At 36.7% G+C, this 22,588-nt stretch carries 23 protein-coding genes; 11 read left to right on the top strand and 12 right to left on the bottom strand.

Annotated features, from left to right (window positions below; all coding sequences use genetic code 11):
- Window positions 1-49 precede the first annotated feature (49 nt).
- Window positions 50-466, top strand: coding sequence for an NUDIX domain-containing protein (locus tag QGN23_RS02400; protein WP_282905441.1), 417 nt, complete (start codon window positions 50-52; stop codon window positions 464-466).
- Here the strand turns inward: QGN23_RS02400 and QGN23_RS02395 are convergent.
- Both QGN23_RS02395 and QGN23_RS02390 read right to left on the bottom strand, forming a co-directional pair.
- Window positions 461-1,252 (bottom strand): S1/P1 nuclease, encoded by a 792-nt coding sequence (locus tag QGN23_RS02395; protein ID WP_282905440.1) that lies wholly within the window; start codon window positions 1,250-1,252, stop codon window positions 461-463. The genes QGN23_RS02400 and QGN23_RS02395 overlap by 6 nt on opposite strands.
- A gap of 1 nt (window position 1,253) precedes the next feature.
- On the bottom strand, window positions 1,254-1,958 hold the full coding sequence (locus QGN23_RS02390) for a DUF4294 domain-containing protein (protein WP_282905439.1): 705 nt from the start codon (window positions 1,956-1,958) through the stop codon (window positions 1,254-1,256).
- A 55-nt stretch (window positions 1,959-2,013) separates the two neighbouring features.
- Here QGN23_RS02390 and QGN23_RS02385 point away from each other — a divergent pair, with 55 nt between their 5' ends.
- Window positions 2,014-3,090 carry a M42 family metallopeptidase gene (locus tag QGN23_RS02385; RefSeq protein ID WP_282905438.1) on the top strand — a complete coding sequence of 359 codons (1,077 nt, stop codon included), beginning with the start codon at window positions 2,014-2,016 and terminating at the stop codon, window positions 3,088-3,090.
- Window positions 3,091-3,138: 48 nt separating this feature from the next.
- Window positions 3,139-3,789 carry a ribulose-phosphate 3-epimerase gene (gene rpe / locus QGN23_RS02380; RefSeq protein WP_282905437.1) on the top strand — a complete coding sequence of 217 codons (651 nt, stop codon included), beginning with the start codon at window positions 3,139-3,141 and terminating at the stop codon, window positions 3,787-3,789.
- A 109-nt stretch (window positions 3,790-3,898) separates the two neighbouring features.
- Here the strand turns inward: rpe and QGN23_RS02375 are convergent, their stop codons facing one another.
- The 5 genes from QGN23_RS02375 to dnaX all read right to left on the bottom strand — a co-directional run bounded on the left by QGN23_RS02375 (window position 3,899) and on the right by dnaX (window position 8,231).
- Window positions 3,899-4,318: a nucleoside-diphosphate kinase gene (locus tag QGN23_RS02375; RefSeq protein ID WP_282905436.1), complete on the bottom strand. Its 420-nt coding sequence runs from the start codon at window positions 4,316-4,318 to the stop codon at window positions 3,899-3,901.
- A 176-nt stretch (window positions 4,319-4,494) separates the two neighbouring features.
- Entirely contained in the window at window positions 4,495-5,421 is a 927-nt protein-coding gene (rsgA, locus tag QGN23_RS02370) for a ribosome small subunit-dependent GTPase A (protein WP_282905435.1), read from the bottom strand.
- A gap of 40 nt (window positions 5,422-5,461) precedes the next feature.
- On the bottom strand, window positions 5,462-6,529 hold the full coding sequence (locus QGN23_RS02365; RefSeq protein WP_282905434.1) for a chorismate mutase: 1,068 nt from the start codon (window positions 6,527-6,529) through the stop codon (window positions 5,462-5,464).
- 23 nt (window positions 6,530-6,552) lie between these two features.
- Window positions 6,553-7,116 carry a hypothetical protein gene (locus QGN23_RS02360; protein ID WP_282905433.1) on the bottom strand — a complete coding sequence of 188 codons (564 nt, stop codon included), beginning with the start codon at window positions 7,114-7,116 and terminating at the stop codon, window positions 6,553-6,555.
- Between the two features lie 29 nt (window positions 7,117-7,145).
- Window positions 7,146-8,231: a DNA polymerase III subunit gamma/tau gene (gene dnaX, locus QGN23_RS02355; protein WP_282905432.1), complete on the bottom strand. Its 1,086-nt coding sequence runs from the start codon at window positions 8,229-8,231 to the stop codon at window positions 7,146-7,148.
- A gap of 507 nt (window positions 8,232-8,738) precedes the next feature.
- Between dnaX and QGN23_RS02350 the strand changes: the two genes are divergently transcribed.
- The 5 genes from QGN23_RS02350 to QGN23_RS02330 all read left to right on the top strand — a co-directional run bounded on the left by QGN23_RS02350 (window position 8,739) and on the right by QGN23_RS02330 (window position 12,842).
- The gene (locus QGN23_RS02350) at window positions 8,739-10,289 is read left to right on the top strand and encodes a type I restriction enzyme HsdR N-terminal domain-containing protein (protein ID WP_282905431.1); all 1,551 of its coding nucleotides are present in this window, start codon (window positions 8,739-8,741) and stop codon (window positions 10,287-10,289) included.
- Window positions 10,290-10,641: 352 nt separating this feature from the next.
- Complete coding sequence (locus tag QGN23_RS02345) at window positions 10,642-10,887, top strand: AbrB/MazE/SpoVT family DNA-binding domain-containing protein (RefSeq protein ID WP_282905430.1); 246 nt, start codon at window positions 10,642-10,644, stop codon at window positions 10,885-10,887.
- Window positions 10,878-11,201, top strand: a complete 324-nt coding sequence (locus tag QGN23_RS02340) for a type II toxin-antitoxin system PemK/MazF family toxin (RefSeq protein ID WP_282905429.1) — start codon at window positions 10,878-10,880, stop codon at window positions 11,199-11,201. Before QGN23_RS02345 ends, QGN23_RS02340 begins: the two co-directional genes overlap by 10 nt.
- A gap of 130 nt (window positions 11,202-11,331) precedes the next feature.
- The gene (locus QGN23_RS02335; RefSeq protein ID WP_282905428.1) at window positions 11,332-12,291 is read left to right on the top strand and encodes a quinone oxidoreductase family protein; all 960 of its coding nucleotides are present in this window, start codon (window positions 11,332-11,334) and stop codon (window positions 12,289-12,291) included.
- A 128-nt stretch (window positions 12,292-12,419) separates the two neighbouring features.
- A complete protein-coding gene (locus QGN23_RS02330) occupies window positions 12,420-12,842 on the top strand; it encodes a hypothetical protein (RefSeq protein ID WP_282905427.1) in 423 nt (140 codons plus the stop codon).
- 184 nt (window positions 12,843-13,026) lie between these two features.
- Here the strand turns inward: QGN23_RS02330 and cphA are convergent, their stop codons facing one another.
- Window positions 13,027-15,657, bottom strand: coding sequence for a cyanophycin synthetase (gene cphA, locus QGN23_RS02325; RefSeq protein WP_282905426.1), 2,631 nt, complete (start codon window positions 15,655-15,657; stop codon window positions 13,027-13,029).
- Between the two features lie 196 nt (window positions 15,658-15,853).
- On the opposite strand from cphA, the gene QGN23_RS02320 reads away from it, so the two are divergent.
- Both QGN23_RS02320 and QGN23_RS02315 read left to right on the top strand, forming a co-directional pair.
- Entirely contained in the window at window positions 15,854-16,741 is an 888-nt protein-coding gene (locus QGN23_RS02320) for a cyanophycinase (protein ID WP_282905425.1), read from the top strand.
- Window positions 16,742-16,761: 20 nt separating this feature from the next.
- Window positions 16,762-17,604 (top strand): isoaspartyl peptidase/L-asparaginase, encoded by an 843-nt coding sequence (locus QGN23_RS02315; protein ID WP_282905424.1) that lies wholly within the window; start codon window positions 16,762-16,764, stop codon window positions 17,602-17,604.
- A gap of 233 nt (window positions 17,605-17,837) precedes the next feature.
- Here the strand turns inward: QGN23_RS02315 and QGN23_RS02310 are convergent, their stop codons facing one another.
- The 3 genes from QGN23_RS02310 to QGN23_RS02300 all read right to left on the bottom strand — a co-directional run bounded on the left by QGN23_RS02310 (window position 17,838) and on the right by QGN23_RS02300 (window position 19,973).
- Window positions 17,838-18,860, bottom strand: a complete 1,023-nt coding sequence (locus QGN23_RS02310) for a 3-oxoacyl-ACP synthase III family protein (RefSeq protein ID WP_282905423.1) — start codon at window positions 18,858-18,860, stop codon at window positions 17,838-17,840.
- A gap of 485 nt (window positions 18,861-19,345) precedes the next feature.
- On the bottom strand, window positions 19,346-19,645 hold the full coding sequence (locus QGN23_RS02305; RefSeq protein WP_282905422.1) for a type II toxin-antitoxin system RelE/ParE family toxin: 300 nt from the start codon (window positions 19,643-19,645) through the stop codon (window positions 19,346-19,348).
- The gene (locus QGN23_RS02300) at window positions 19,626-19,973 is read right to left on the bottom strand and encodes a hypothetical protein (RefSeq protein WP_282905421.1); all 348 of its coding nucleotides are present in this window, start codon (window positions 19,971-19,973) and stop codon (window positions 19,626-19,628) included. The genes QGN23_RS02305 and QGN23_RS02300 overlap by 20 nt, the downstream gene beginning before the upstream one ends.
- A 252-nt stretch (window positions 19,974-20,225) precedes the next feature.
- Here QGN23_RS02300 and QGN23_RS02295 point away from each other — a divergent pair, with 252 nt between their 5' ends.
- A complete protein-coding gene (locus QGN23_RS02295; protein WP_282905420.1) occupies window positions 20,226-20,414 on the top strand; it encodes a hypothetical protein in 189 nt (62 codons plus the stop codon).
- 153 nt (window positions 20,415-20,567) lie between these two features.
- Here QGN23_RS02295 and QGN23_RS02290 read toward each other — a convergent pair whose 3' ends face one another.
- On the bottom strand, window positions 20,568-22,553 hold the full coding sequence (locus tag QGN23_RS02290; RefSeq protein ID WP_282905419.1) for a urocanate hydratase: 1,986 nt from the start codon (window positions 22,551-22,553) through the stop codon (window positions 20,568-20,570).
- Between the last annotated feature and the right edge of the window lie 35 nt (window positions 22,554-22,588).

Below are 22,588 nucleotides of genomic sequence, written 5' to 3'. Positions count from 1 at the left end.
GAAAAATTGCTAACTTTGTGATTGTTCCAAAAAAAACTAAAATACCAATATGATTGATAAAGTTAATGTCCGAGTGTATGCAACCATTATGAAAAATGGAAAAGTCCTTGCGCTGCACGAAGAATACGTTGGCGAGCACCTCATGAAATTCCCCGGCGGCGGTTTGGAATTTGGCGAAAGTGTTCTGGAATGTCTGGAAAGAGAACTGGAAGAGGAGCTGAATATCACAGTGAAAAACATAGAACATTTGTATACTCAAGAAGATTTTCTGGTGTCTAAATTTCGAGATAATGATCAACTTCTGAGCATTTATTATCTTGCTGAAATGGTGGATGAAAATGAATTGCTTATTATGGATCCGTGTATCGAGAAAACAGAATGGGTTTCCCTCAATACTGAAGAAAACCCATTTCTTTTACCAATAGATAAAATTGTTTTTGATGTTTTGAAGAAGAAACTTCTATAAAATTTCGTTCAAAATTTTTGCTAAGCGCAAACCACCATATAATAATTGACGCTCCACCAAAGGTTCAAATTTATAATTATAATCATAGGAATAATTAGCATCTGGTATGGAATTGGCGTAAATCCTGTTTGCTTGCCGATGACTGTCAAAGAGCCAATCTTCTAAAGTTCCCAATTGAATGGACTTGTTTTCTTCTTTGGTCTTCACATCCAACACTCTTGCAAATTCTGTATAACTGTATTTTTGAAAATCAACCATTTTAGAATCCCACAGAGAATGTAAATTGGTTGGAGCTCCAAAGTAATTCACTTTGATTTTATTCCCTCCCAAATCTTCTAAGCGGCCGACATGAAGCGGCTGAGCAGCGTCTCCAACTAAATGAATAAGAAACCTCAGTGCAATTTCCCGATCTTGAGCTGATGTTTTTTTGTCTTTGATCTGCTCCGAAAGAATTTTGATCTGCGTATAAATATTCGGTCCTTTTTGTGCTTTTAAAGCCTCTGTAAATGGTTGTATGGCCGATTGAGGAGCCACATTTACATAATGCCATTGCTCTGCAGGCTTCCAAACTCCGGTAGTGTCAGATTTAATGTCGTCTGGCCAGTTTGCCCAATAGGCTAATTTTTCTGTACCAATGATTTTCTTTAAACTTCTTTTTGCTTTCCCCGAAAGATGATTTTCTGCGATTTCTGCAATTACTCTGTGACCGGTTGTTCCCCATGAATAACCGAAATTAAAACTCAATAAAGCCAGTAGTAATACTGAGTTTTGTAAAATTCTGTTCATATTATTTTTTAATTTTAAAGGTAAGATACCCAGGATAAGGTTGCAAATATCCGCTATTCCAATTACTTTGCAGCAATGATTCTAAAAATTCATCAGTTCTATCTGCATGTGGGTCGTAAGGGTCTTTCAAACTGACATCAGCGATATTCCCTTTTACGTTCCACCAAAAGGCGCTCCAACCGCCGCGAAGTTCTTTCACGATTTCAAAAACGGTCTTGCCTGTGGCTCGGTTCATCAATTTGGCAAAGATACGTCCTTCGGTCGTTGTTAAATCACGCAATTGCAATTCATATTGATCCGCCAAATCTTTTTGCCTTTCATTCACATATTTTCTCTGCGAATTTTTATCAAGATTCTGCATCTCTGCCTGAATATCTTCATACTGTTCTAAGGCAGTTAAAAAGAGAGGATAAACCCGGTTCAGTTTCTTATTAAGAAAATAGTAATAATTTTGGTCAAGTTGGTTGTTAAACCGAGGCTTACCTTTTAAGATAAGTTCATCCATCACAACGACATTCTCTCCGTTTATTTCGTAAATCCTTGCCTTCTGCTTTGCGTCGTAGTAGTATTTAATTCCAAATTCATCTGTTTTAAGAAGTTCAGGCGGGTATTGACTTATCGGTTTTAGCGTTGTTAATTCCTGTTGTGCATTTGCATGAAGTCCGAAAAACAGAAGAAATAATAAGATCAATTTATTAAAATTCATTATTTTTACCTTCTATAAAATCAAAATTTAACCTAACAAAATTCATTCCTTTCTCATGAAATTTGAAAACAAATCATTAGAATTTTTAGAAAAATATCTAAATACCGCATCTCCAACAGGTTATGAACATAACGGCCAAAAAATCTGGATGGACTATTTAGCACCTTATGTGGACAAAATAGAAATCGATCATTATGGCACATGCTACGGAATCATCAATCCTGAAGCAGAATTTAAAGTAGTTATCGAAGCACACGCCGACGAAATCTCCTGGTACGTGAATTATATTACCGAAGATGGTCTTATTTACGTCATTAGAAACGGTGGTTCTGACCAAATGATCGCCCCTTCAAAGGTGGTTCATCTTCATGGTGAAAAAGGCGTGGTTAAAGGCGTTTTCGGTTGGCCAGCCATTCATACAAGAGGCGTCAATTCAGATGAACCGGTTCCTAAACTGGATAATATTTTCATCGATTGCGGCGCATCAACTAAAAAAGAAGTTGAAGAACTGGGGATTTTTGTAGGAACCATGATTACTTATCCAGACGAATTCTTTCAGTTAAATGATAAATATTTCGTTTCACGCGCTCTCGATAACCGTGTTGGAGGATTTATGATTGCTGAAGTTGCAAGATTATTAAAAAAGAACAAAAAGCAACTTCCCTTCGGGTTGTACATTACCAATTCTGTGCAGGAAGAAGTTGGTTTATATGGTGCGAATATGATTGCAGAGACCATTAAACCAAACATTGCAATCGTAACCGATGTTACACACGACACTTCTACTCCAATGATTGAAAAGAAAAAAGAAGGTGACACGAAATGTGGTGATGGTCCCGTGATTTTCTTTGCACCTAGTGTTCATCACAATATCCGTCAGCTCATTGTAGAAACGGCAAAAACAAATAAAATCCCTTTTCAAAGAGCCGCAGCAAGCAGAGCAACTGGAACAGACACTGATGCATTTGCCCATTCCAACGGCGGAGTTCCATCTGCATTAATTTCATTACCATTGCGCTACATGCATACCACGGTTGAAATGGTGTCGCAAAAAGATGTAGCCAATGTAATTCAATTGATTTATGAATCATTGCTGAAAATAGAACCGACGATGAATTTAAAATATCATTAATTTCAAAGGTCAAAAGAAAGAGTAAAAATAAATTGTAAAAAAGTAAAAATGAAAACAAAATTAATCTCACCATCGCTTCTTTCTGCGGATTTCGGAAATTTGCAGAGAGACATTGAAATGTTAAATCAGTCGCAAGCAGATTGGTTTCACATAGATGTAATGGACGGAAGATTCGTTCCCAATATTTCGTTTGGCTTCCCGATCATGAAAACGGTACAGCAATATGCAGAGAAATTTATTGATGTGCATTTGATGATTATAGAACCCGAAAAATATGTTGAAGAATTTATTAAGTACGGTGCAGATTTGATTTCGGTGCATTACGAAGCCTGCGTGCATCTGAACAGAACGGTTAATCTCATTCAGGAAAAAGGGGCAAAAGCCGGAGTGGTTCTAAATCCGGCGACACCGGTTTTAATGCTGGAAGACATTATTGCCGATGTAGATTTGGTATTATTAATGAGCGTAAACCCAGGATTTGGCGGCCAAAAATTCATTGAAAACACCTATAAAAAAATCGCCGAAACCAAAGATTTGATTTTATCAAACAATTCTACGGCATTAATTCAAATCGATGGCGGCGTCAATTTAGACAATGCGGCTAAACTATTTGAAGCTGGCGCAGATGTACTGGTCGCCGGGAATGCTGTATTCTCATCAGAGAACCCTTCGGCAACGATTGAACTTTTGAAGTTGTAAAACTTTTAAAATATTTTCATCAATAAAAATCCCTTTTAGTTAAAAAACTAAAAGGGATTTACTTTTAAAATCTTTCGTCAAAAAATTGATTCAGATATTTATGGTTTTTTTAGAAAATTTCTCTTCCTGAGAAGTGGAAAGCAGCTTCAATTAAAGCATTTTCATCTGAATCTGAACCATGTACCGCATTCTCTCCTACGCTTCTTGCAAACATTTTTCTGATGGTTCCTTCTGCTGCATCTGCCGGATTTGTCGCACCGATTAAAGTTCTGAAATCTTCAACAGCATTGTCTTTTTCCAAAACCGCTGCAACGATAGGTCCTGAACTCATAAATTCAACTAATTCTCCGTAAAAAGGTCTTTCTGCGTGAACTTCATAGAATTTTTTGGCATCAGCATTGGTAAGTTGAGTCAATTTTAAAGCTTTCACTTTGTAACCAGCTTCTGAAATTTTTCCTAAAATAGCACCGATATGTCCGTCTGCAACAGCATCCGGCTTGATCATGGTGAATGTAATTTTACCTGACATAAATCTTGTTTTATTGTGGTGCGAAAATACAAAAAACTTTTATATATTTGTAATGAAAATTCTTACAGAGAACTGCTGAATTTATTTGGCACGGAAATTGTAAATTTATTTACGATTCTCATGTTTAATTTGAGTTTTCATGGTTATTAGTTTTTACCCAGCTTCGGCTGGGTTTTTTATTGGGCAGAATTCTCTTCGGCCTCCTCCATTATTTTCAAATAAGTGATGTACCGTGTTTCCTCTATTTCGCCGGATTCTACAGCTTCCAGAACAGCGCACTTCGGTTCATTGATATGCATACAGTTATGAAATTTACATTTCCTGCCTGTTTTGAAAATCTCGGGAAAGTAGTGTTGGATTTCTTCTTTCTCCACATCAATCATTGCGAATTCCCGAACTCCAGGTGTATCGATCACGCTTCCACCAAATTTCCAAAAATGCATTTGTGCAAAAGTGGTCGTATGTTTTCCTTTCAGATGGGTTTCAGAAATAGCAGATGTTTTAATATTGACTCCGGGCTGCATCGCATTCACCAAAGTAGATTTTCCACTTCCTGAATGGCCAAAAAACACTGAAACCTTATCTTTAATAATGCTTTTCAACAATTCCAAATTCAAATTTGAATAAGAAGAAATTTCTAAAGTTTCATAGCCGATATTTTGGTAAAGTGCTTCAATTTCTTTCGACACTTCTTTTTCTTCATCTGAAAGCACATCCATTTTATTAAATAAAATCAGCGGCTTAATGTTATAGGCTTCGCAACATGCCAAAAACCGATCGAGAAAACCATAAGAAGTTTCGGGATGTTTAAGGGTAAAAATAAAACAGGCAATATCAATATTCGAGGCGATGATATGAGCTTCTTTCGAAAGATTTACCGCTTTTCTGATCAGATAATTTTTCCTTGGTTCAATCTTAGTAATCCACGCCACATCGTCCTGTTCCAAGGAAAACTCCACCAAATCGCCTACCGCAAGCGGATTGGTCAACCGGGTTTTTATCAGTTTAAATTTTCCCCGAATTCTTGCCTCGAAGAATTTTCCGGTTTCATATTCTAAAACCTGATACCAACTTCCGGTGGATTTTGTAATGAGTCCTTTCACGAATGATTATTGAGGAAAATTAATTTTAAAAATAAGAGAATTAAAGACTGTTTTGCACTTCAATCGATTCTTCATGAATGGCTTTGAATACTTTTTCAATAAATTCTGCCGACATGCCGGATTCATCAGCTTTTTGAATGGCGTATTCCGTAATTACTTTCCATCTTTCCGGTTGGAAAATGGCGATATTATTATCTTTTTTCAAATTACCGATTTTCTCAGAAATTTTCATTCTTTGAGATAATAATTCGATCAACTGAAAATCTAAATCAGAAATTAAAGTTCTGTGACGTCCCATTTCTCCATCAAAAGCGGAAATATCAGAATTTCTGACTTTTAAATTTTGTAGTAATTCTGACAAAGTTTCCGGTGTGATTTGCTGTGCAGCATCACTCCAGGCTTCATCGGGATTGCAGTGGGTTTCTATCATCATTCCTTCATAACCGACATTTAACGCTTCCTGAGCGATTCCTGCCAATCCGGTTCTGTTACCGCAAATATGCGACGGATCTACCAACATGGGAATATTAGGAAACTGATTTTTAAAATCCAGGGCAATCTGCCAATTGGGAACATTTCTATATTTTGTTTTTTGGTAAGTGGAAAAACCGCGGTGAAGAACGCCCAGATTTTTAACGTTCTGACCTAAAAGTCTTTCTAAAGCACCGATCCACAAAGCCAAATCCGGATTCACAGGATTTTTTACCAGGATTGTTTTATCCGCTCCTTTTAAGGCTTCAGCAATTTCCTGCACGGTAAATGGATTCACAGTTGAGCGGGCGCCAATCCATAAAATATCGACATCTGCTTCTAAAGCGGCAGCGACATGATGCGCATTTGCTACTTCTGTGGCAGTTTTAAAACCATACTCTTCTTTAACTTTTTTCAACCAGTTCAGACCGATTACTCCTACTCCTTCGAAACCGTTCGGCTTTGTTCTCGGCTTCCAAATTCCGGCACGGAAAACAGGAACGTCGGCATTTGATTCTTTAATTCTTTTTGCGGTTTCAAGCATTTGTGCTTCACTTTCTGCACTGCAAGGTCCGGCAATAATCAATGGTTTGGAAAATTCTTTGATCCAATTATTTTCTAAGGTCTGTAAATTCATATTAAAAATTGAAGAGTATACTATTAATTAAAATCCAATTTAAAAAAATCATCTAATTCTTTTAAGACTGGGTTTATCTCGGCAAATTTATCAAAAATCTTTCGTTTAGTAATGATTTCTTTTTTCATCGATAAATCAGCGCGATATTCGATTGAGATATTGTGATTGTTTACTTTGTGCATAAAATGATTGAAGAAATCCGCACGTATCTTATCAAATTCCACTTTCGCTGATTCCGATGGATACGTAACTTCTACAATATTTTCGTCTTTTTTCTGAAGTTTAAAAGAACCGATTGCATTATAAATAATAATATCTTTCTGCTGAAGTTCCTGTAAGAATTTTTGCCACTCGCTTTTTAAATCAGTTTCACTGAAGTGCTGACTTGGTAAATCTTCCTTTTTAGAATCGATTATTTTTTCAGGTTCTTCCTCTGATTTTTCTAAAGCCGCACTGATGCTGAATGCAGATGGTCTTTTGGGTAAACCAATGGGTTCTGTTGTTTTCAAAACCACTTTTTTGATTTCCTCGGGGATTTCTTTAGCGACTTCTTTTGGTTTTTCTTTAGCAACTGCGGGAGTTACCATAACTTTAGAACTAAGAAACGGTGCTAAAATCAGATACTTTTTTTTTTAGAGTCTGGCGCGTTTCCAGATAAGGAAGAAAGTTGCATCAACGCAATCTCGACCGTTAACCGTGGATTTTTTGAATTTTTATAATTAATGTCGGCGTGATTACAAATTTCGATTGCATCTACCAATTGTTGAGCGTTCCATTTCTTACTCTGTTCTAAAAACTTGATTTTTGTTTTTTCTCCAACTTCAATCAAACTTACGGTCTGAGGATTCTGAGCCATCATTAAATCCCTGAAATGACTGCCTAAGCCTGCAATAAAAATATGCGGATCAAATCCTTTTTTAATAATTTCATTTAAAGCAAATAAAGTTTCGGAGATTTTATTCTCATGCGCGAGATCAACAATAGAAAGATATTGTTCGTAATCAAGTACATTAAGAACTTCTGCTGCTTTGGCCAAAGTAATATTTTTCTGAGAAAAAGTAGAAAGCCTGTCGAAGATTGAAAGTGCGTCACGAAGCGCTCCATCTGCTTTTTGCGCAATTAAATAAAGAGCATCGTCTTCATACTGAATTCCTTCCTTATCCGCGATTTTCTGTAAATGAAGCTGAATATCTTCAATGGTGATTCTCTTGAAATCATAAATCTGACAACGCGATAAAATGGTAGGTATGATCTTATGTTTCTCGGTCGTCGCCAAAATAAAAATAGCGTGCGCCGGTGGTTCTTCCAATGTTTTCAGAAACGCATTAAAAGCCGCCTGAGACAACATGTGAACCTCATCAATAATATAAATTTTATACTTTCCAACTTGTGGTGCAAACCGCACTTGATCGGTCAGTTCGCGAATATCATTGACGGAGTTATTAGAGGCCGCATCGAGTTCGAAAATATTATAGGCAAAACCGTCTTCTGAGGTAGAACCGTCTCTCTCATTGATTTTCCGGGCAAGAATCCTCGCACAGGTTGTTTTACCAACACCTCTCGGTCCACAAAAAAGAAGTGCCTGCGCCAGCTGATTTTCCCCGATGGCGTGCTCTAGAGTTTCTGTAATATGACCTTGTCCCACAACAGTATCAAACTCTTGCGGACGATATTTTCTTGCAGAAACCACGAAATTTTCCATTGGCCAAAAATAGGGAAATAATTGAGAAGATAAAATAATTGAGGGAAATTATTGTGGCGAAATGCAGGAAGTAATTTTTCGGCAGCCGTACATTACTTACCCTTTCCTTTGACATTCCTTTGACATTCCTTTGACATTCCTTTGACGATGGTTTTATTTTCGTGAAATCAGGTCGGTCTGCGTTTTCTGAGAATTTGCAAGCGCGGTTCTTGCGGACTTGTTGCGGAATAGTTGCGGAATCCTTTCCAAAAAGGGGTGAATTTGGCAAGGTGCTGGCAAGGATTCCCGAACAATGGTGCAAGAAAACCAGTTAAAACAGGTTTTTTCACTATTGTATAAGTTGTTTTGCTCTTTTAAATAATTCAGGACTTGAATTATGCATCATACGCCAATACGATTTTTATGCAATAGACTAATAATCAAATTAATAGTATTTTTTAAAGATAGTGGGAATTGTGTATATTTGGAGTTAGCGGCAACTTATCAGAACTCTCCCAAAATCAAGATATGAACAAGAACATTTGGAATCTTTACAAAAATTCAGAAAGAGGAAAAAACGCAATAGAAATTTTTACAATAAATGAAGGAGAAGAACTATTAGAAAAAATTTCCAAAATTTATGATTTTTGTGAAGAATTCGTTGGCGAAAAATCTGAAAAAGAAAACTTTCTTAATATTTTATTTGGCATTTACGACAATATCATTGTAGATAATTTATATTTGAAAGAAAACGAGAATATTATAGATTTTTATGAAAGATTCATTGATAATTTTGAAATGGCAATCATTGATGAAGATGAGAATGGAAAATTATTAAAAGTTATTAAAGAAAAACCAATCTTTAAGCAGAAAGACTATAAAAATCTATCTTCCATTGTTTCAGAACTTTCGCTAGTATTATATTGTGACTATCCAGAAGCATTTGTCCCAATACTTTTTCCAGAGAGATTCGACAAATTAATCAATCTTTTAGACGCTTTAAATATTGAATTGCCACAACTTCCAACAAGTGTTGACAAAAGGGGGCGATTACTTTTCTACAATAATCTTTGCGAAAACATCTTCAAGTTTGCAGAAGATAATGAATTAACACCACCTGAAATTTGTGCCTGCATTTATGATTTTGGCAAAATGCTAATTCAAGACGATTCAACATTGGATTCCGATTTACCCGAGCCAACTAATATTTGGTTAACAGGAGGAAGTAAAAGTGATTACCAAACATTTTTGAAAAATCCCCCTGAAAATGCACATTCTGTTTGGACCTGTAACGAACAAACAAAACGAGGAGATATTATTGTGATGTATGTCTTGTCGCCATATAGTTGCATCCAATCAATTTGGCGTGCAAATACAGATGGCGTTTTTACGCCATTTAATTACTATAACAGTAGAACAACAGTTACTAATGGAATTGTTTTACCAGAAATAAAACTTGACGAGTTAAAAACCGACGAATATTTTAAAAATATAGGAATTGTTCGTAAAAATTTTCAAGGGGTCAATGGTGTGAAATTTTCCGCAGAGGATTATTCTAAATTACAAAGAATATTAAAAGAAAAAGGATTTGACACTTCTATTCTTCCGCAACTTTATAGCCCAGACTTAAATATTGAGGTTAAATTAAAAAATGAGAAAGATGTTGAAGAGAACCTTTTGATTCCACTTCTGAAAAAATTAGGTTATACGGAAAGTGATTGGACAAGACAATTATCTCAAAAAGCAGGTCGAAAAGAAAAAGCAATACCCGATTTTGTGTTTTTCCCTAAAGGAGAAATTCACTTTCAAAACGCACCTTTAGTGATAGAAGCAAAATATGACATGAGTTCTAGTATTGAAAGAATGAAATCCTACAATCAAGCATTGTCATACGCAAGAATGATGCAGTCACCAATTTTTGCAATTTGTGATAAAGACAGACTAATAGTTTATAAAGGAAAGGACAACAGCTTCAATCGATTCAAGCCTACCTTCGAGAAACATTGGCAGAATTTAAACGATGCTGAAACCTTCAATACATTAAAGAAAATTATTGGAAAAGACTACATAAAAATCTAAAATTCAAAAAAGTCAGCAAATAATAACTAAGCTTTCGTTTTGTCTGAAAGACAAGAAACCGAAGGTTCGCAGAAGGCAGATGAAAGCCCATTGAACCTCTGAGAGCTTCAGGGTACACTTCATATCCAGTAGCTTTTCTCCAATTTTAAACGGTGAGTGGGAAAAGATATCGGAGGTTAGTTTAAGTTATCATAAAAATTCGCTCATTGTTCTTTTTGTTATATTTACAAGACCTGTTTTCATAAGCCCCTCCAACAGAAATACCGGACCGTTTTATTCCATTGCAGACCGTAATAAATTTGGAACTTCGAAATAAAGTAATAACTTTGTAGTCACAAAGAAAATTATTACTATGGATGTTTCAGTCATTCCAATCGGAAATTCTAAAGGAATCCGTTTACCGAAAACCTTATTAGAAAAATATAATATTACAGATAAAGTTGAGCTCATTCTTGAGAAAGGTTATATTATTTTAAAACCAAAATCAGAACCAAGAGCAGGTTGGGAAAATGCTTTTAAAAAAATGCATGAAAACGGCGATGACAAATTGTTGATCAACGATACGTTTGAAGATGAAAACTTTGAAGAATGGATTTAAAACAATATCAAATCGTTTTGGTCAATCTTGATCCAACTATTGGAAGCGAAATAAAGAAAACGCGTCCGTGCGTCATCATTTCTCCAAACGAGATGAATAAATATTTGAATACGATTGTTATCGCCCCGATGACAAGCAGTTCAAAGAATTATCCAACAAGAGTTGAAATTAGTCATGATAAGAAAAAAGGCTGGATTGTTTTGGATCAAAGCAGAACAGTTGACAGACAAAGAATAATCAAGGTTTTAGGAAATTTGTCTGAAAAAGAATTCAAAAAAGTAAAAGACGTTTTGCGCGAAACGTTTGTAGATTAACCGGCAACGGTATATGACAGCGTATTTAAGGCTGGTTTTTAGTAAGTTGAAATTATTTCTTCCAACAGAAATACCCAACCGTTAAGCATCGCCAAATAATGCTAAATTTAACATCAATTTTATTACCGCAATGAAAGCATTAACATTTTCGAAATTCGGGACCTCAGACGTTTTAGAATATATTGACATTGAGAAACCCAAAATATCAGCTCAAGAAGTTCTGGTAAAAATGGAAGCGATCGGTTTGAATTATGCTGATATTTACAGAAGGAAAGGAAATTATCACCTCAAAGGAAATCCGCCTTTTATTGCCGGGTATGAAGGGGCAGGAATTGTGGTGGAATCCAACAGTACAATGGCCAAAGCAGGTGACCGTATTGCATTTGCTGATGTCCCCTTTGCCAATGCCGAATTTGTAAGTGTCCCGGAAGAACATATCATTCCGATTCATGAAAATATCAGTTTTGATTTGGCTGCATCGGTTTTGCTGCAAGGTTTAACGGCCCAATATTTATCGGAAGACAGCTTTAAGGTGAAAAAAAACGATGTGGTTTTAATACACGCTGCTGCTGGAGGTGTAGGTCAAATTCTGACGCAGATCTGCAAAATGAAAGGAGCAGAAGTAATAGGGCTGACAAGAGATGAGAGCAAACTGCAGATCATCAAAAACAATAAAGCGGATTTTGCTTTACAGTTACATTCAAACTGGACTCAAAATGTGATGGAAATTACCAATGGAAAAGGAGTTGATGTGGTTTTTGACAGTGTAGGTTCCACATTGATGCAGAGTTTTGAGGTCACCAAAGAATGCGGTACCGTAGTTTTTTATGGGATGAGCGGAGGCGATCCGGCACTGATCAACCCCAGAATGCTGATGGACACCAGTAAAACGTTAACCGGCGGAGATTTGTGGAGTTATATCAATTCACATCAGGAACGGATTAAAAGATCAAAACAATTATTTGACTGGATTACTGCTGGCAAAATTATTATTCAGGAACCCATCAAGTTCAAATTGTCTGAAGGAAAAAAAGCCCACGACTATTTAGAAAGCGGTAAGAGTTCCAGTAAAGTTTTATTGATCCCTTAAATGATTTATGGTTATTTAAAAAATCGAAACGTCAAATTTTATCAGGAAAATAACCAGCACTACAAATAATAACTAAACTTCTGTTTTGCTTGTTGAACGGAACCTTCAAATCTTTTACTTTAGAAGTTATGGAAAAAAATAGAACTTTTGAATTTGCTTTCTCAAATAAGAGATTATTCACGAATTTAGTTTTAGGAATTTTGTGGTTGGGAATCGGAATTAGTTATTTTTTTGAGCAAGATGATAAATTGAGATATAAACCTTATGTCGTCTCAGTTCTTGGAATTCTTTATATTTCATTATTTCTCTTTGAATTCAAACAAAAATATTTTGAAATAACAAAAGACAAAATTAAAATTAAATCAATTCCAAGTAAAGAAATTAATCTAAATGAAGTGACAGAAGTAAAATATTATGCAGATGATTACACTTTTAAAACACCAATTAAATCTTTAAAAATTGTTAAATCACAGATTAACAAAAAGCAACTTCCTGAATTTGAAAATTTCTTCAACAATTTAAACAGTGAATTAAAGAAAAACGCCGTATAATCGGTGGTAAACGCTGCACAACCCCAATTCACCGGTAAAAGTCCTGAAAACCCTGTAAAAAACAACCTCTTTTAAAGCGATTTAAAAGAGGTCATTGCTTTTCCGTAGCCACGGTATCTACTTACTTTGAGCAAAAAACAATCCCTTCGTTTGAAGGGATTGTTTTTTGCTCAATAAAAGAAAACTAAAGCGCTTTCCCGTCATCGAGAATTTCTTTATGCTGGTAATCCTGCACCAGATCGATGGCATTGGAAATTACATCGCTCAGTGCGGTGATAAAGGTGTTCTCTTCTGCCAGACTCATTGCGTGTTTCAGGGCATCAATTTCTTTAGGGATGATCTCATAACTCAGTTCTCTGCCGGAACTTTGAATTCCGGAAATGACCAGTCCGTTGATTTCTTCCTCGGTTCTTCCCCGAAGGTGTTTTTCGTTGCGGATGATGATATGGTCGAACATTCTGCCGGCAATCTTTCCGCACTCTCTGATGTCTTCGTCTCGGCGGTCTCCCACTCCGGATATGATTCCGATTTTCTTTGGCGAATCAATATTTTTAAGGAAATCTTCAATGGCTTCGTATCCTGCCGGATTATGGGCAAAATCAATCAGCACTTTGAATTTTTTAAACTTAAAAACATTCAGTCTTCCCGGCATCAGTGCAGGACTTGGAATGAAAGTTCTCAGTGAATTGGCAATGTCTTCAATCTCGAAACCATAAAGATAGGTCGCCAAACTGGCCGCCAAAACATTGGCAATCATGAATCTGGCTTTGGCTTCCATGGTAATCGGAATGCTGTTGGCCTTCGCAATACGGATTTTCCAATCTCCTTTTTTAATGGTGACAAAACCTTCTTCATACACGCAGGTTATTTTTCCTTCCTTGGCGAATTTCAGGATGTGGGGATTATTTTCATCCAGACTGAAAATGGCTACTTTAGAATCTAAGTCCGGAAGTAATCTCATTGAATATTCGTCGTCGGCATTTAAAACACACCAGCCATCTTTTTTTACAGAATCCAGTACAACCCGTTTCACTTTTGTCAGATCCTTCAAATTGTGAATATCGTTCATTCCCAGATGATCTTCTTTAATATTCGTTAAAACGCCGATATCACATGAACTGAACCCTAAACCGGACCGAAGAATTCCGCCTCTTGCTGTTTCTAAAACGGCAAATTCCACAGTAGGATCCTTTAATATAAACTCCGCAGAAATCGGTCCCGTAGTATCTCCTTTGGTGAGCATCGTGTTCTGAATATAAATTCCGTCAGAAGTCGTAAATCCTACTCTATAGCCATTATTTTTTACGATGTGGGAAATCAGTCTTGTGGTGGTTGTTTTACCATTAGTTCCGGTTACCGCAATAATCGGGATTTTTGCCGGTTTTCCGTGAGGATAAAGCATATCGACTACCGGAGCGGCTACGTTTCTTGGCAATCCTTCGCTTGGGGCAAGGTGCATTCTAAATCCCGGTGCCGCATTCACTTCTAGAATTGCTCCTCCACTTTCCCTTAAAGGTTGGGTGAGATTTTCTGCCATGATATCAATTCCGGCGACATCCAGACCGATAATTCTGGAAACTCTTTCCGCCATGACTATATTTTCGGGATGAACCATATCTGTGACATCTATCGAAGTGCCACCAGTAGAAAGATTTGCGGTTGATTTCAGATAAACGATTTCGCCGTTTTTCGGAATGCTTTCCAACGTGAAATTTAATTTTTCTAAAAGTTCATTGGTATCTTTATCGACGAGAATTTCTGTTAAAACATTTTCATGTCCGTAGCCTCTTCTCGGATCTAAATTTTCTTTATTAATGAGTTGCTGAATATTCAGTGCACCATCTCCGATAATATGTGCGGGAACCCGGCGGGCAGCTGCAATCATTTTATGATTTATAACCAAAATGCGGAAATCATATCCGGTAATGTATCTTTCTACAATCACTTTTTTGGAATAATTCTGTGCATGAGCCAACCCGACTTTTGCAGTTTCAAAATCATTAATATTGATTGAAGAACCTTTTCCATGATTGCCGTCTAACGGTTTTATTACAAGAGGATACCCAATTTTCTGAATCGTTTTCTCTAATCCTTCTTCATCGGACACCAAATCACCAATCGGAACCGGAATCGCCGCTTCATCGAGCATCTTTTTTGTGAGTTCTTTATTACAGGCAATATCTACCGCAATCGAACTTGTATTTCCTGTAATGGTCGCCTGAAATCTGGTTTGATTAACTCCATATCCCAACTGAACCAAAGAATTTCTGCCCAATCTTATCCAGGGAATATCTCTGGCAACCGCTTCCTCTACAATACTTCCTGTTGACGGACCTAACCGTTCGCGCTCGCGGATTTCTTTTAAATTTCTAATGCATTCTTCTAAATTATAATCGCGGGCTTCAATTAAACATCTTGCAATTTCAACCGACTGTTCAGCCGCATAAATACCGGAATTTTCTTCCAGATAACTGAATACAACATTATAAATGCCGGGAGTTTTTGTTTCTCTGGTACGTCCGAAACCGGTATCCATCCCTGATAAAGTCTGAATCTCCAGAGCAATATGTTCGATAACATGCCCCATCCAGGTTCCCATCTCAACCCGTAAGAAAAAACCGCCCTCCACTCCTTCCGAACACCGGTGGGTAATAAGTGTGGGCATCAATAGCTGTAATCTGTCACGGAAACCTTCAATTTTATTGGTGGGCAAATGCTCCATTTCTTCCAGATCCAAACGCATCTGAATGAGTTTCTTTCTTCTGATACTCCAAATATTGGGTCCGCGTAAAACTTGTATTCTATCAATTTTCATAGGTGATTGGTCTCTTTTATATTCTTTGAATTTTTCTTTGAATTTCAAAGATAATCGAAAACCTTAATAATTCTAAAAAAAATAATTAAAATTGGAAGCATTTTTTCACGCATACCTTTATGAGGCTCATAGGCTTTAATTAAAATGATAAAGTATTATTGAAGTAGCAAAGAATAATTATTTAAATTTGCAATCTATGAAAGCAGTTGGAAAATTAATGATTATTGGCGGCGCCGTTAACAAAGGCAGTTTCTCCGAAACCGATTATGATCAGAATGTAGAAAAAAACCTGAATTTTTTCGAGCGTGGAATTTTAAGGAAAATTATCGATGAATCCCGCTTAAAAGAAAATTCGGTGATCGAAATTATAACGACTGCGTCCCAAATCCCACAGATTGTAGGTCCGGAATATAAAAAAGCATTTGAATTTCTAGGCGCAAAAAATGTAAATATCCTGGATATCACCAACCGCGAACAAGCCAACAGTGATGCAATTACTGCCCGTGCCAGTGCCGCTGATGTGGTCATGTTTACAGGTGGTGACCAACTTCGGTTGACTTCAATTCTGGGTGGAACGAGATTTCATGACGTTCTTCTACAAAAATATCAGGAAGAAAATTTCATTTATGCGGGAACTTCAGCGGGAGCAGCGGCGGCTTCGGAAAATATGATTTATCAGGGATCCAGCAGCGAGGCTTTACTTAAAGGGGAAATTAAAATCGCTCAGGGTTTAGGATTCATCGATAACGTAATTGTAGATACGCATTTTGTGCAGCGCGGGAGAATCGGAAGATTATTTCAGGCAGTGGTCAACAATCCCCGAACTTTAGGAATAGGTTTAGGTGAAGATACCGGACTGTATATTGAAAACGATACCATGACAGCCATTGGATCCGGGCTTGTTATCTTGGTAGACGGCCGTTTTATTAAAGACACCAACTTAACCAATGTAAAGCTTGGTCAGCCTATTTCGATTGATAATCTCATCGTTCATGTTTTATCTCAAAATGATTTTTACGATTTAAAATCAAAAGATCTTACCATTGTTAATTCTCAGTATAAGCCTATTCCGCAGGATCAATAAAATAAATTTTATCATTAAAAATGAAAATAATCATCCACGGGGGATTTTTCTCTGAAAGCGACCAAAGTCATGACGTGAAAGTTGCCAAGCAAAATTCTTTAAAACAGATTGCCCAAGATTCTTTTGAATTCCTAAAAACACATTCCGCAGAAGAAACAGTGGTACATGCTGTAAAATTATTGGAGGATGATTTACTCTATAACGCCGGAATGGGTTCACAAATTCAAAGCGACGGAAAAATCAGAATGAGTGCTTCTCTGATGAACGGAGAAACGCAAAAGTTTTCTGGCGTCATCAATATTGAAAATATAAAAAATCCAATCGAAGTCGCTCAGGTTTTAATGAAAGAAGACGATCGGGTTCTCGGCGGAAACGGCGCGAAAAAATATGCTGCAGAAAATGGTTTCGAAGATTTTTCGACCGAAATTCCGCAACGTAGAAAAGAATATGAAGAAAAATTAAAAAACGGTGGAAAAGGAACCGTAGGATGTGTCGCTTTAGATCAAGAAGGGAGCTTAGCAGCAGCAACTTCCACTGGCGGAAAAGGTTTTGAACTGGTTGGAAGGATTTCTGATTCTGCAACCGTTGCAGGAAATTTTGCTAATGAATATTGCGCGGTAAGTTGCACAGGAGTTGGTGAAGATATCGTAAGCAATGCCACGGCAGCGAAAATTGTAACCAGAGTGACGGATGGTTTTCCATTAAAAGATGCCGTTGAAAAAACCTTTGCCGAACTGAAAGAAATTGACGGTTTTGCGGGAGCAATCGCCATCGATAAAAAAGGAAATATCGCCCATCAGGATTCTTATCCGACGATGGTTTTTGCAAGTTTTGATGGAGCGCGTTTTGAAATTTTTGATTAGGGGAATTAATTAGATTTTGTATTGAATATAGACCCATTCGAGGTAGTTTTATTTAACCAATAACGTCTCAGTCGAACTTTAATGGTCGTATTTTATTTAGGTCAGCATTGGTTTATAATCATTTGATTATATGTAGGAATACAACTCTAAATTTTAGTAAAATGACAAGATTCAGATTTTGATTCATCACCTATTGGAGCAAAAAAAATGCGTTGGTTAACGCATTTAAAATTTTAATAATTGAATAAAACCGATCCCCAGGTAAATCCACTTCCGAAGGCGGAGAGCAGAACCAGATCACCTCTTTTAATTTTTCCTTTTTCAATAGCTTCACTTAAAGCTAAGGGAATCGAAGCGGCAGTAGTATTTCCAAAACGCTGGATATTGTTGTACACTTTTTCATCGGGCAATCCGAAACGTTGCTGTACAAACTGAGCAATCCGCAAATTGGCCTGATGCGGAATGAACATATCTAAGTCTTCCGGTTTTTTTCCGGCTTTATTTAAAGCTTCCATCATGGTTTCGGGAAATCTGGTAACGGCATGTTTGAAAACGAAGTTGCCATTCATGACAGGATAGATTTCGGCATCGGTCACATTTTCGGGTTCCAGACGCATCCGATCGCTCCAGCCAAATTTAGAACCGGGGAATTTGGTGCATAATTCATCGGCATATTTTCCTTCGGAATGCATATTGGTGGCCAAAATATCACCGGCATTTTCGTCTTCTGTAGCTGATAAAATGATCGCTCCGGCTCCATCTCCAAATATGACTGAGACTCCACGTCCGGCATCGGAAAAATCCAAACCAAAAGAGTGAATTTCGGCCCCCACGACTAAAATATTTTTATACTGCCCTGATTTAATAAAAGCGTTGGCAACACTCATCGCATAAACAAAACCCGAACATTGGTTTCTGACATCTAAAGCACCAATGGTTTCACAGCCGAGCATTTCCTGCAAAAGCACACCGCAACCCGGGAAAAAATAATCCGGCGAAAGGGTTGCAAAAACAATATAATCAATATCTTTCCCAGTCATGCCAGCCATTTTTAATGCGGCTTCTGAGGCTTTGAATCCCAGATAAGCGGTCGTTTCTTCGGAGTCATTTCTGTTTTTACGGTGATGGCGTTCTTTGATACCGGTTCTTTCTGTAATCCATTCATCAGTAGTGGTCATCAATTTTGATAAATCATCGTTGGTTACTATATTTTCCGGAACATAATGTCCCACACCTTTAATACAACTTTTAAGCATAAATTTGAAATTTAAACAAAGGTAAATTATATTTTGACACCTTAGAAGTTATTTCCCCGCAACCTTCGAAATCTATAAATATATAAGTTTCCAGTTGAAATTCGGAAACAGTAATATTTTACAATTTCCTGAAAATCCTCAGCGAGTTTTTTAATTTTTTTTGCTGAAATTGGCTTCTTGCTGAAATTCATTTTAAACATTTTCGTACGAACGTGCGGCTTGTAGAGAAATTATAATAGTGAGCATGGAAAGGAAATTTTAAACTTTATATTATTAATTGATTGTATCTATGAAACAAATCGGTCTAAAAATAAACCCCGCAAATTTTGCAGGGTTCATTGTATTGGAGATTGAAATTTTTGTTTTTAAAATGCATAAATCTTTTTATAACACTTTATCTTCAAATGATTTCATTAAAAAAGGAAATGTTACTTTGATAATAGAAGATTTTTTTAATTCATGCAAAACTGATTTTGATTTTAAAATTAAATTTCCAAAGATTTAAAATTCTCTTCTGGATTTTGGAAGTTTTGGAGGATACGGTGAATAAACAAAACATCATCTTTATAATTGTAAATGATGGTATTGTGCTTGGTTAAAAGAAATTTGTGAAAATGAGTATCTTCATATTTCTGAAAAATTACATTTTTAGCCAACAAAATAGCTATTGCTTTCTGAAATTTTTCAAAGAAATCTTCCAAAACATCAATATTCCACTGTTCAAGAAGATAATCTTCAATATCGAGAAGATCTTGTTCAGCTTTTTCAGATATTTCGTAACGCATCTTCTTTGTACTTTTCTATCCGTTTTTTAAACTTCTCTAAAACAACTTCTCCAGGAATTCCTTTGCCATTTCTGAAATCTTCTTCGGTTCGTTTCAGCGATTCCAAGATTTCTTCTTTCGTTTCGTTGCGCCATTGTTTGGGTTCGATGGTTTGTGAAATTGTTAAAAGTTCTTCCGGCGTAAATCTTTTCTCTTTTAATTTTTTAAAAAAAGTAGGTTTCTTAATCCCCGATTTCTCAATGATATAAGACATTTTGAAAGGCGAATCTTTCAGAATCTGATCAATATTATTCTGAATTTCTATATATTTTTCTATTTCTGCTATCATTTTATTACTGTTTTTGGTATCAATATGTTATACAAATGTAAGAAAATTTTGATATAAAATTTGAACTTTAAATAAGTGATTTTTATTTTATTATGCAATTTTGTCACTAATGTTATTTAAGTAATAAATTATTCAAAATAAAATAGGTCATTTTGTCGTAAATTACAAATAAATGCATTAAAAAATTAATAAATTAACAAAAGGTACTATAATTGAAAAAGTTAATATCATTAACAAACAAATTTTATTAATATGCAAAAAGTCATTACCGTTACAACACACACGAACATCATCGATAAAGATGCAAAATTCACTGAAAAAGAATATCCTCAATTAAATGCTTATTTAGAAAAGGGGTATAAAGTAAAAGAGGTAGTGCCAATTACTTTAGCTTCAAATACTGCATATATGTATTCATTAACCTTTATCTTAGAAAAATAAAAAATGAAGTTTAAAATTAATCAGGAAGTGTTAGAAATGGCTTCTGGGAAAAATACTAAATTAAGTTATGTGTACAGGCAAGATGCTCGCACCAGTGTACAAAAATATATAAAAAAACCTGCTTCACAGCAGGTTTTTCTATATCCAAAAATTCTAAAACAAACCCTCATCCACAATATTCGGCAATGTTACTTTCAAATTCGGCTCCACTTCCATCGCTCTTTTAATGGCGAAAATTGCGCCTTCATTTCTGGCCCAACTTCTTCGGGAAATTCCATTGTTCACATCCCAGAACAGCATTGATTTTAATCTGCGGTCTGCATCTTCACTTCCGTCCAGCAACATCCCGAAACCACCGTTGATGACTTCGCCCCAACCAACGCCGCCGCCATTATGTATGGAAACCCAGGTCGCACCGCGGAAACTGTCGCCGATTACATTCTGAATCGCCATATCTGCCGTGAATCGGGAACCGTCATAGATATTTGAAGTTTCACGATACGGCGAATCCGTTCCCGAAACATCGTGGTGATCTCTGCCTAAAACGACTGGCCCAATTTCATTATTTTTAATGGCTTTATTGAAGGCTTCAGCGATTTTCATCCGACCTTCGGCATCGGCATAAAGAATTCTTGCCTGCGATCCAACGACGAGTTTATTTTCCTGAGCTCCTTTGATCCAGGTAATATTATCCTGCATCTGTTGCTGTATTTCCACGGGGGAATTTTTCATGATTTCTTCCAAAACTGTGCAGGCAATTTCATCGGTCTTCTGAAGATCTTCTGGTTTCCCACTGGCACAAACCCAACGGAACGGTCCAAAACCGTAGTCGAAACACATCGGTCCCATAATATCCTGAACATAACTTGGATATTTAAACTCTCTTCCTAAAGTCGGATGATCAGACATTACATCAGCGCCCGCTCTACTCGCTTCCAGTAAAAACGCATTTCCATAATCGAAGAAATAGGTTCCTTTTTCTGTATGTTTATTGATTGCGGCAGCATGTCTCCGTAAACTTTCCTGAACTTTTTCTTTAAATATTTCAGGATTTTCTGCCATCATTTTATTGGATTCTTCAAACGAAATGCCGACCGGATAATATCCTCCAGCCCAGGGATTATGAAGAGAAGTCTGGTCAGAGCCGATATCTATTTTTAAATTTTCACGGTCAAATTTCTCCCATACTTCGACGACATTTCCGAGATAGGCTAGCGAAACGGTCTCTTTGTTTTCCTGCGCTTTTCTAACTCTTTCCACCAATTTATCCAGGTTTTCATGAATTTCATCAATCCACTTTTGCTCGTGCCGAATCCTGGTTATTTTCGGATTGACTTCTGCGCACACCGTAATACAGCCGGCAATATTTCCCGCTTTTGGTTGCGCGCCAGACATTCCGCCTAATCCTGAAGTTATAAATAATCCGCCTTTCGGTTCTTTTTTAATTTTTCTAAAAGCATTCAAAACCGTAATTGTCGTTCCGTGCACAATTCCCTGTGGACCGATATACATATAACTTCCGGCGGTCATTTGTCCGTATTGCGAAACTCCTAAAGCGTTCATTTTCTCCCAATCATCCGGTTTTGAATAATTTGGAATCACCATTCCATTGGTTACGACAACTCTCGGAGCGTCTTTGTGCGAAGGAAAAAGTCCCATCGGATGACCGGAATACATCGTTAAAGTCTGTTCGTCGGTCATTTCCGACAAATATTTCATCGTCAGAAGATATTGCGCCCAGTTCTGAAAAACCGCGCCATTTCCACCGTAAGTAATGAGTTCGTGCGGATGTTGCGCAACTGCGTAATCTAAATTATTCTGAATCATCAGCATGATCGATTTTGCCTGCTCCGATTTTCCCGGATAGTCTGAAATTGACCTCGCTTTCATTTCATAATCCGGACGGAAACGATACATATAAATTCTGCCGTATTTCTCGAGTTCTTCTTTAAATTCCAATAAAAGTTCAGCATGAAATTTTGGATCAAAATAACGGAGTGCATTTTTAAGTGCCAGTTTTTTTTCTTCTTCGGTGAGAATTTCTTTCCGTTTCGGAGCGTGATTAATTTGGGAATCGTATGGTTTTACGGAAGGAAGTACGTTTGGAATTCCTTGTTGAATCTGTTCTTGAAAAGTCATTTTAATATTCAAAGTTGTGAGTTGATTATTCGAAG

This window comes from Chryseobacterium gotjawalense, assembly GCF_030012525.1.
GTDB lineage: Bacteria > Bacteroidota > Bacteroidia > Flavobacteriales > Weeksellaceae > Kaistella > Kaistella gotjawalense.
Note: the sequence above shows the minus strand (reverse complement) of the source record. Positions and strands in the feature narration are given on the sequence as shown.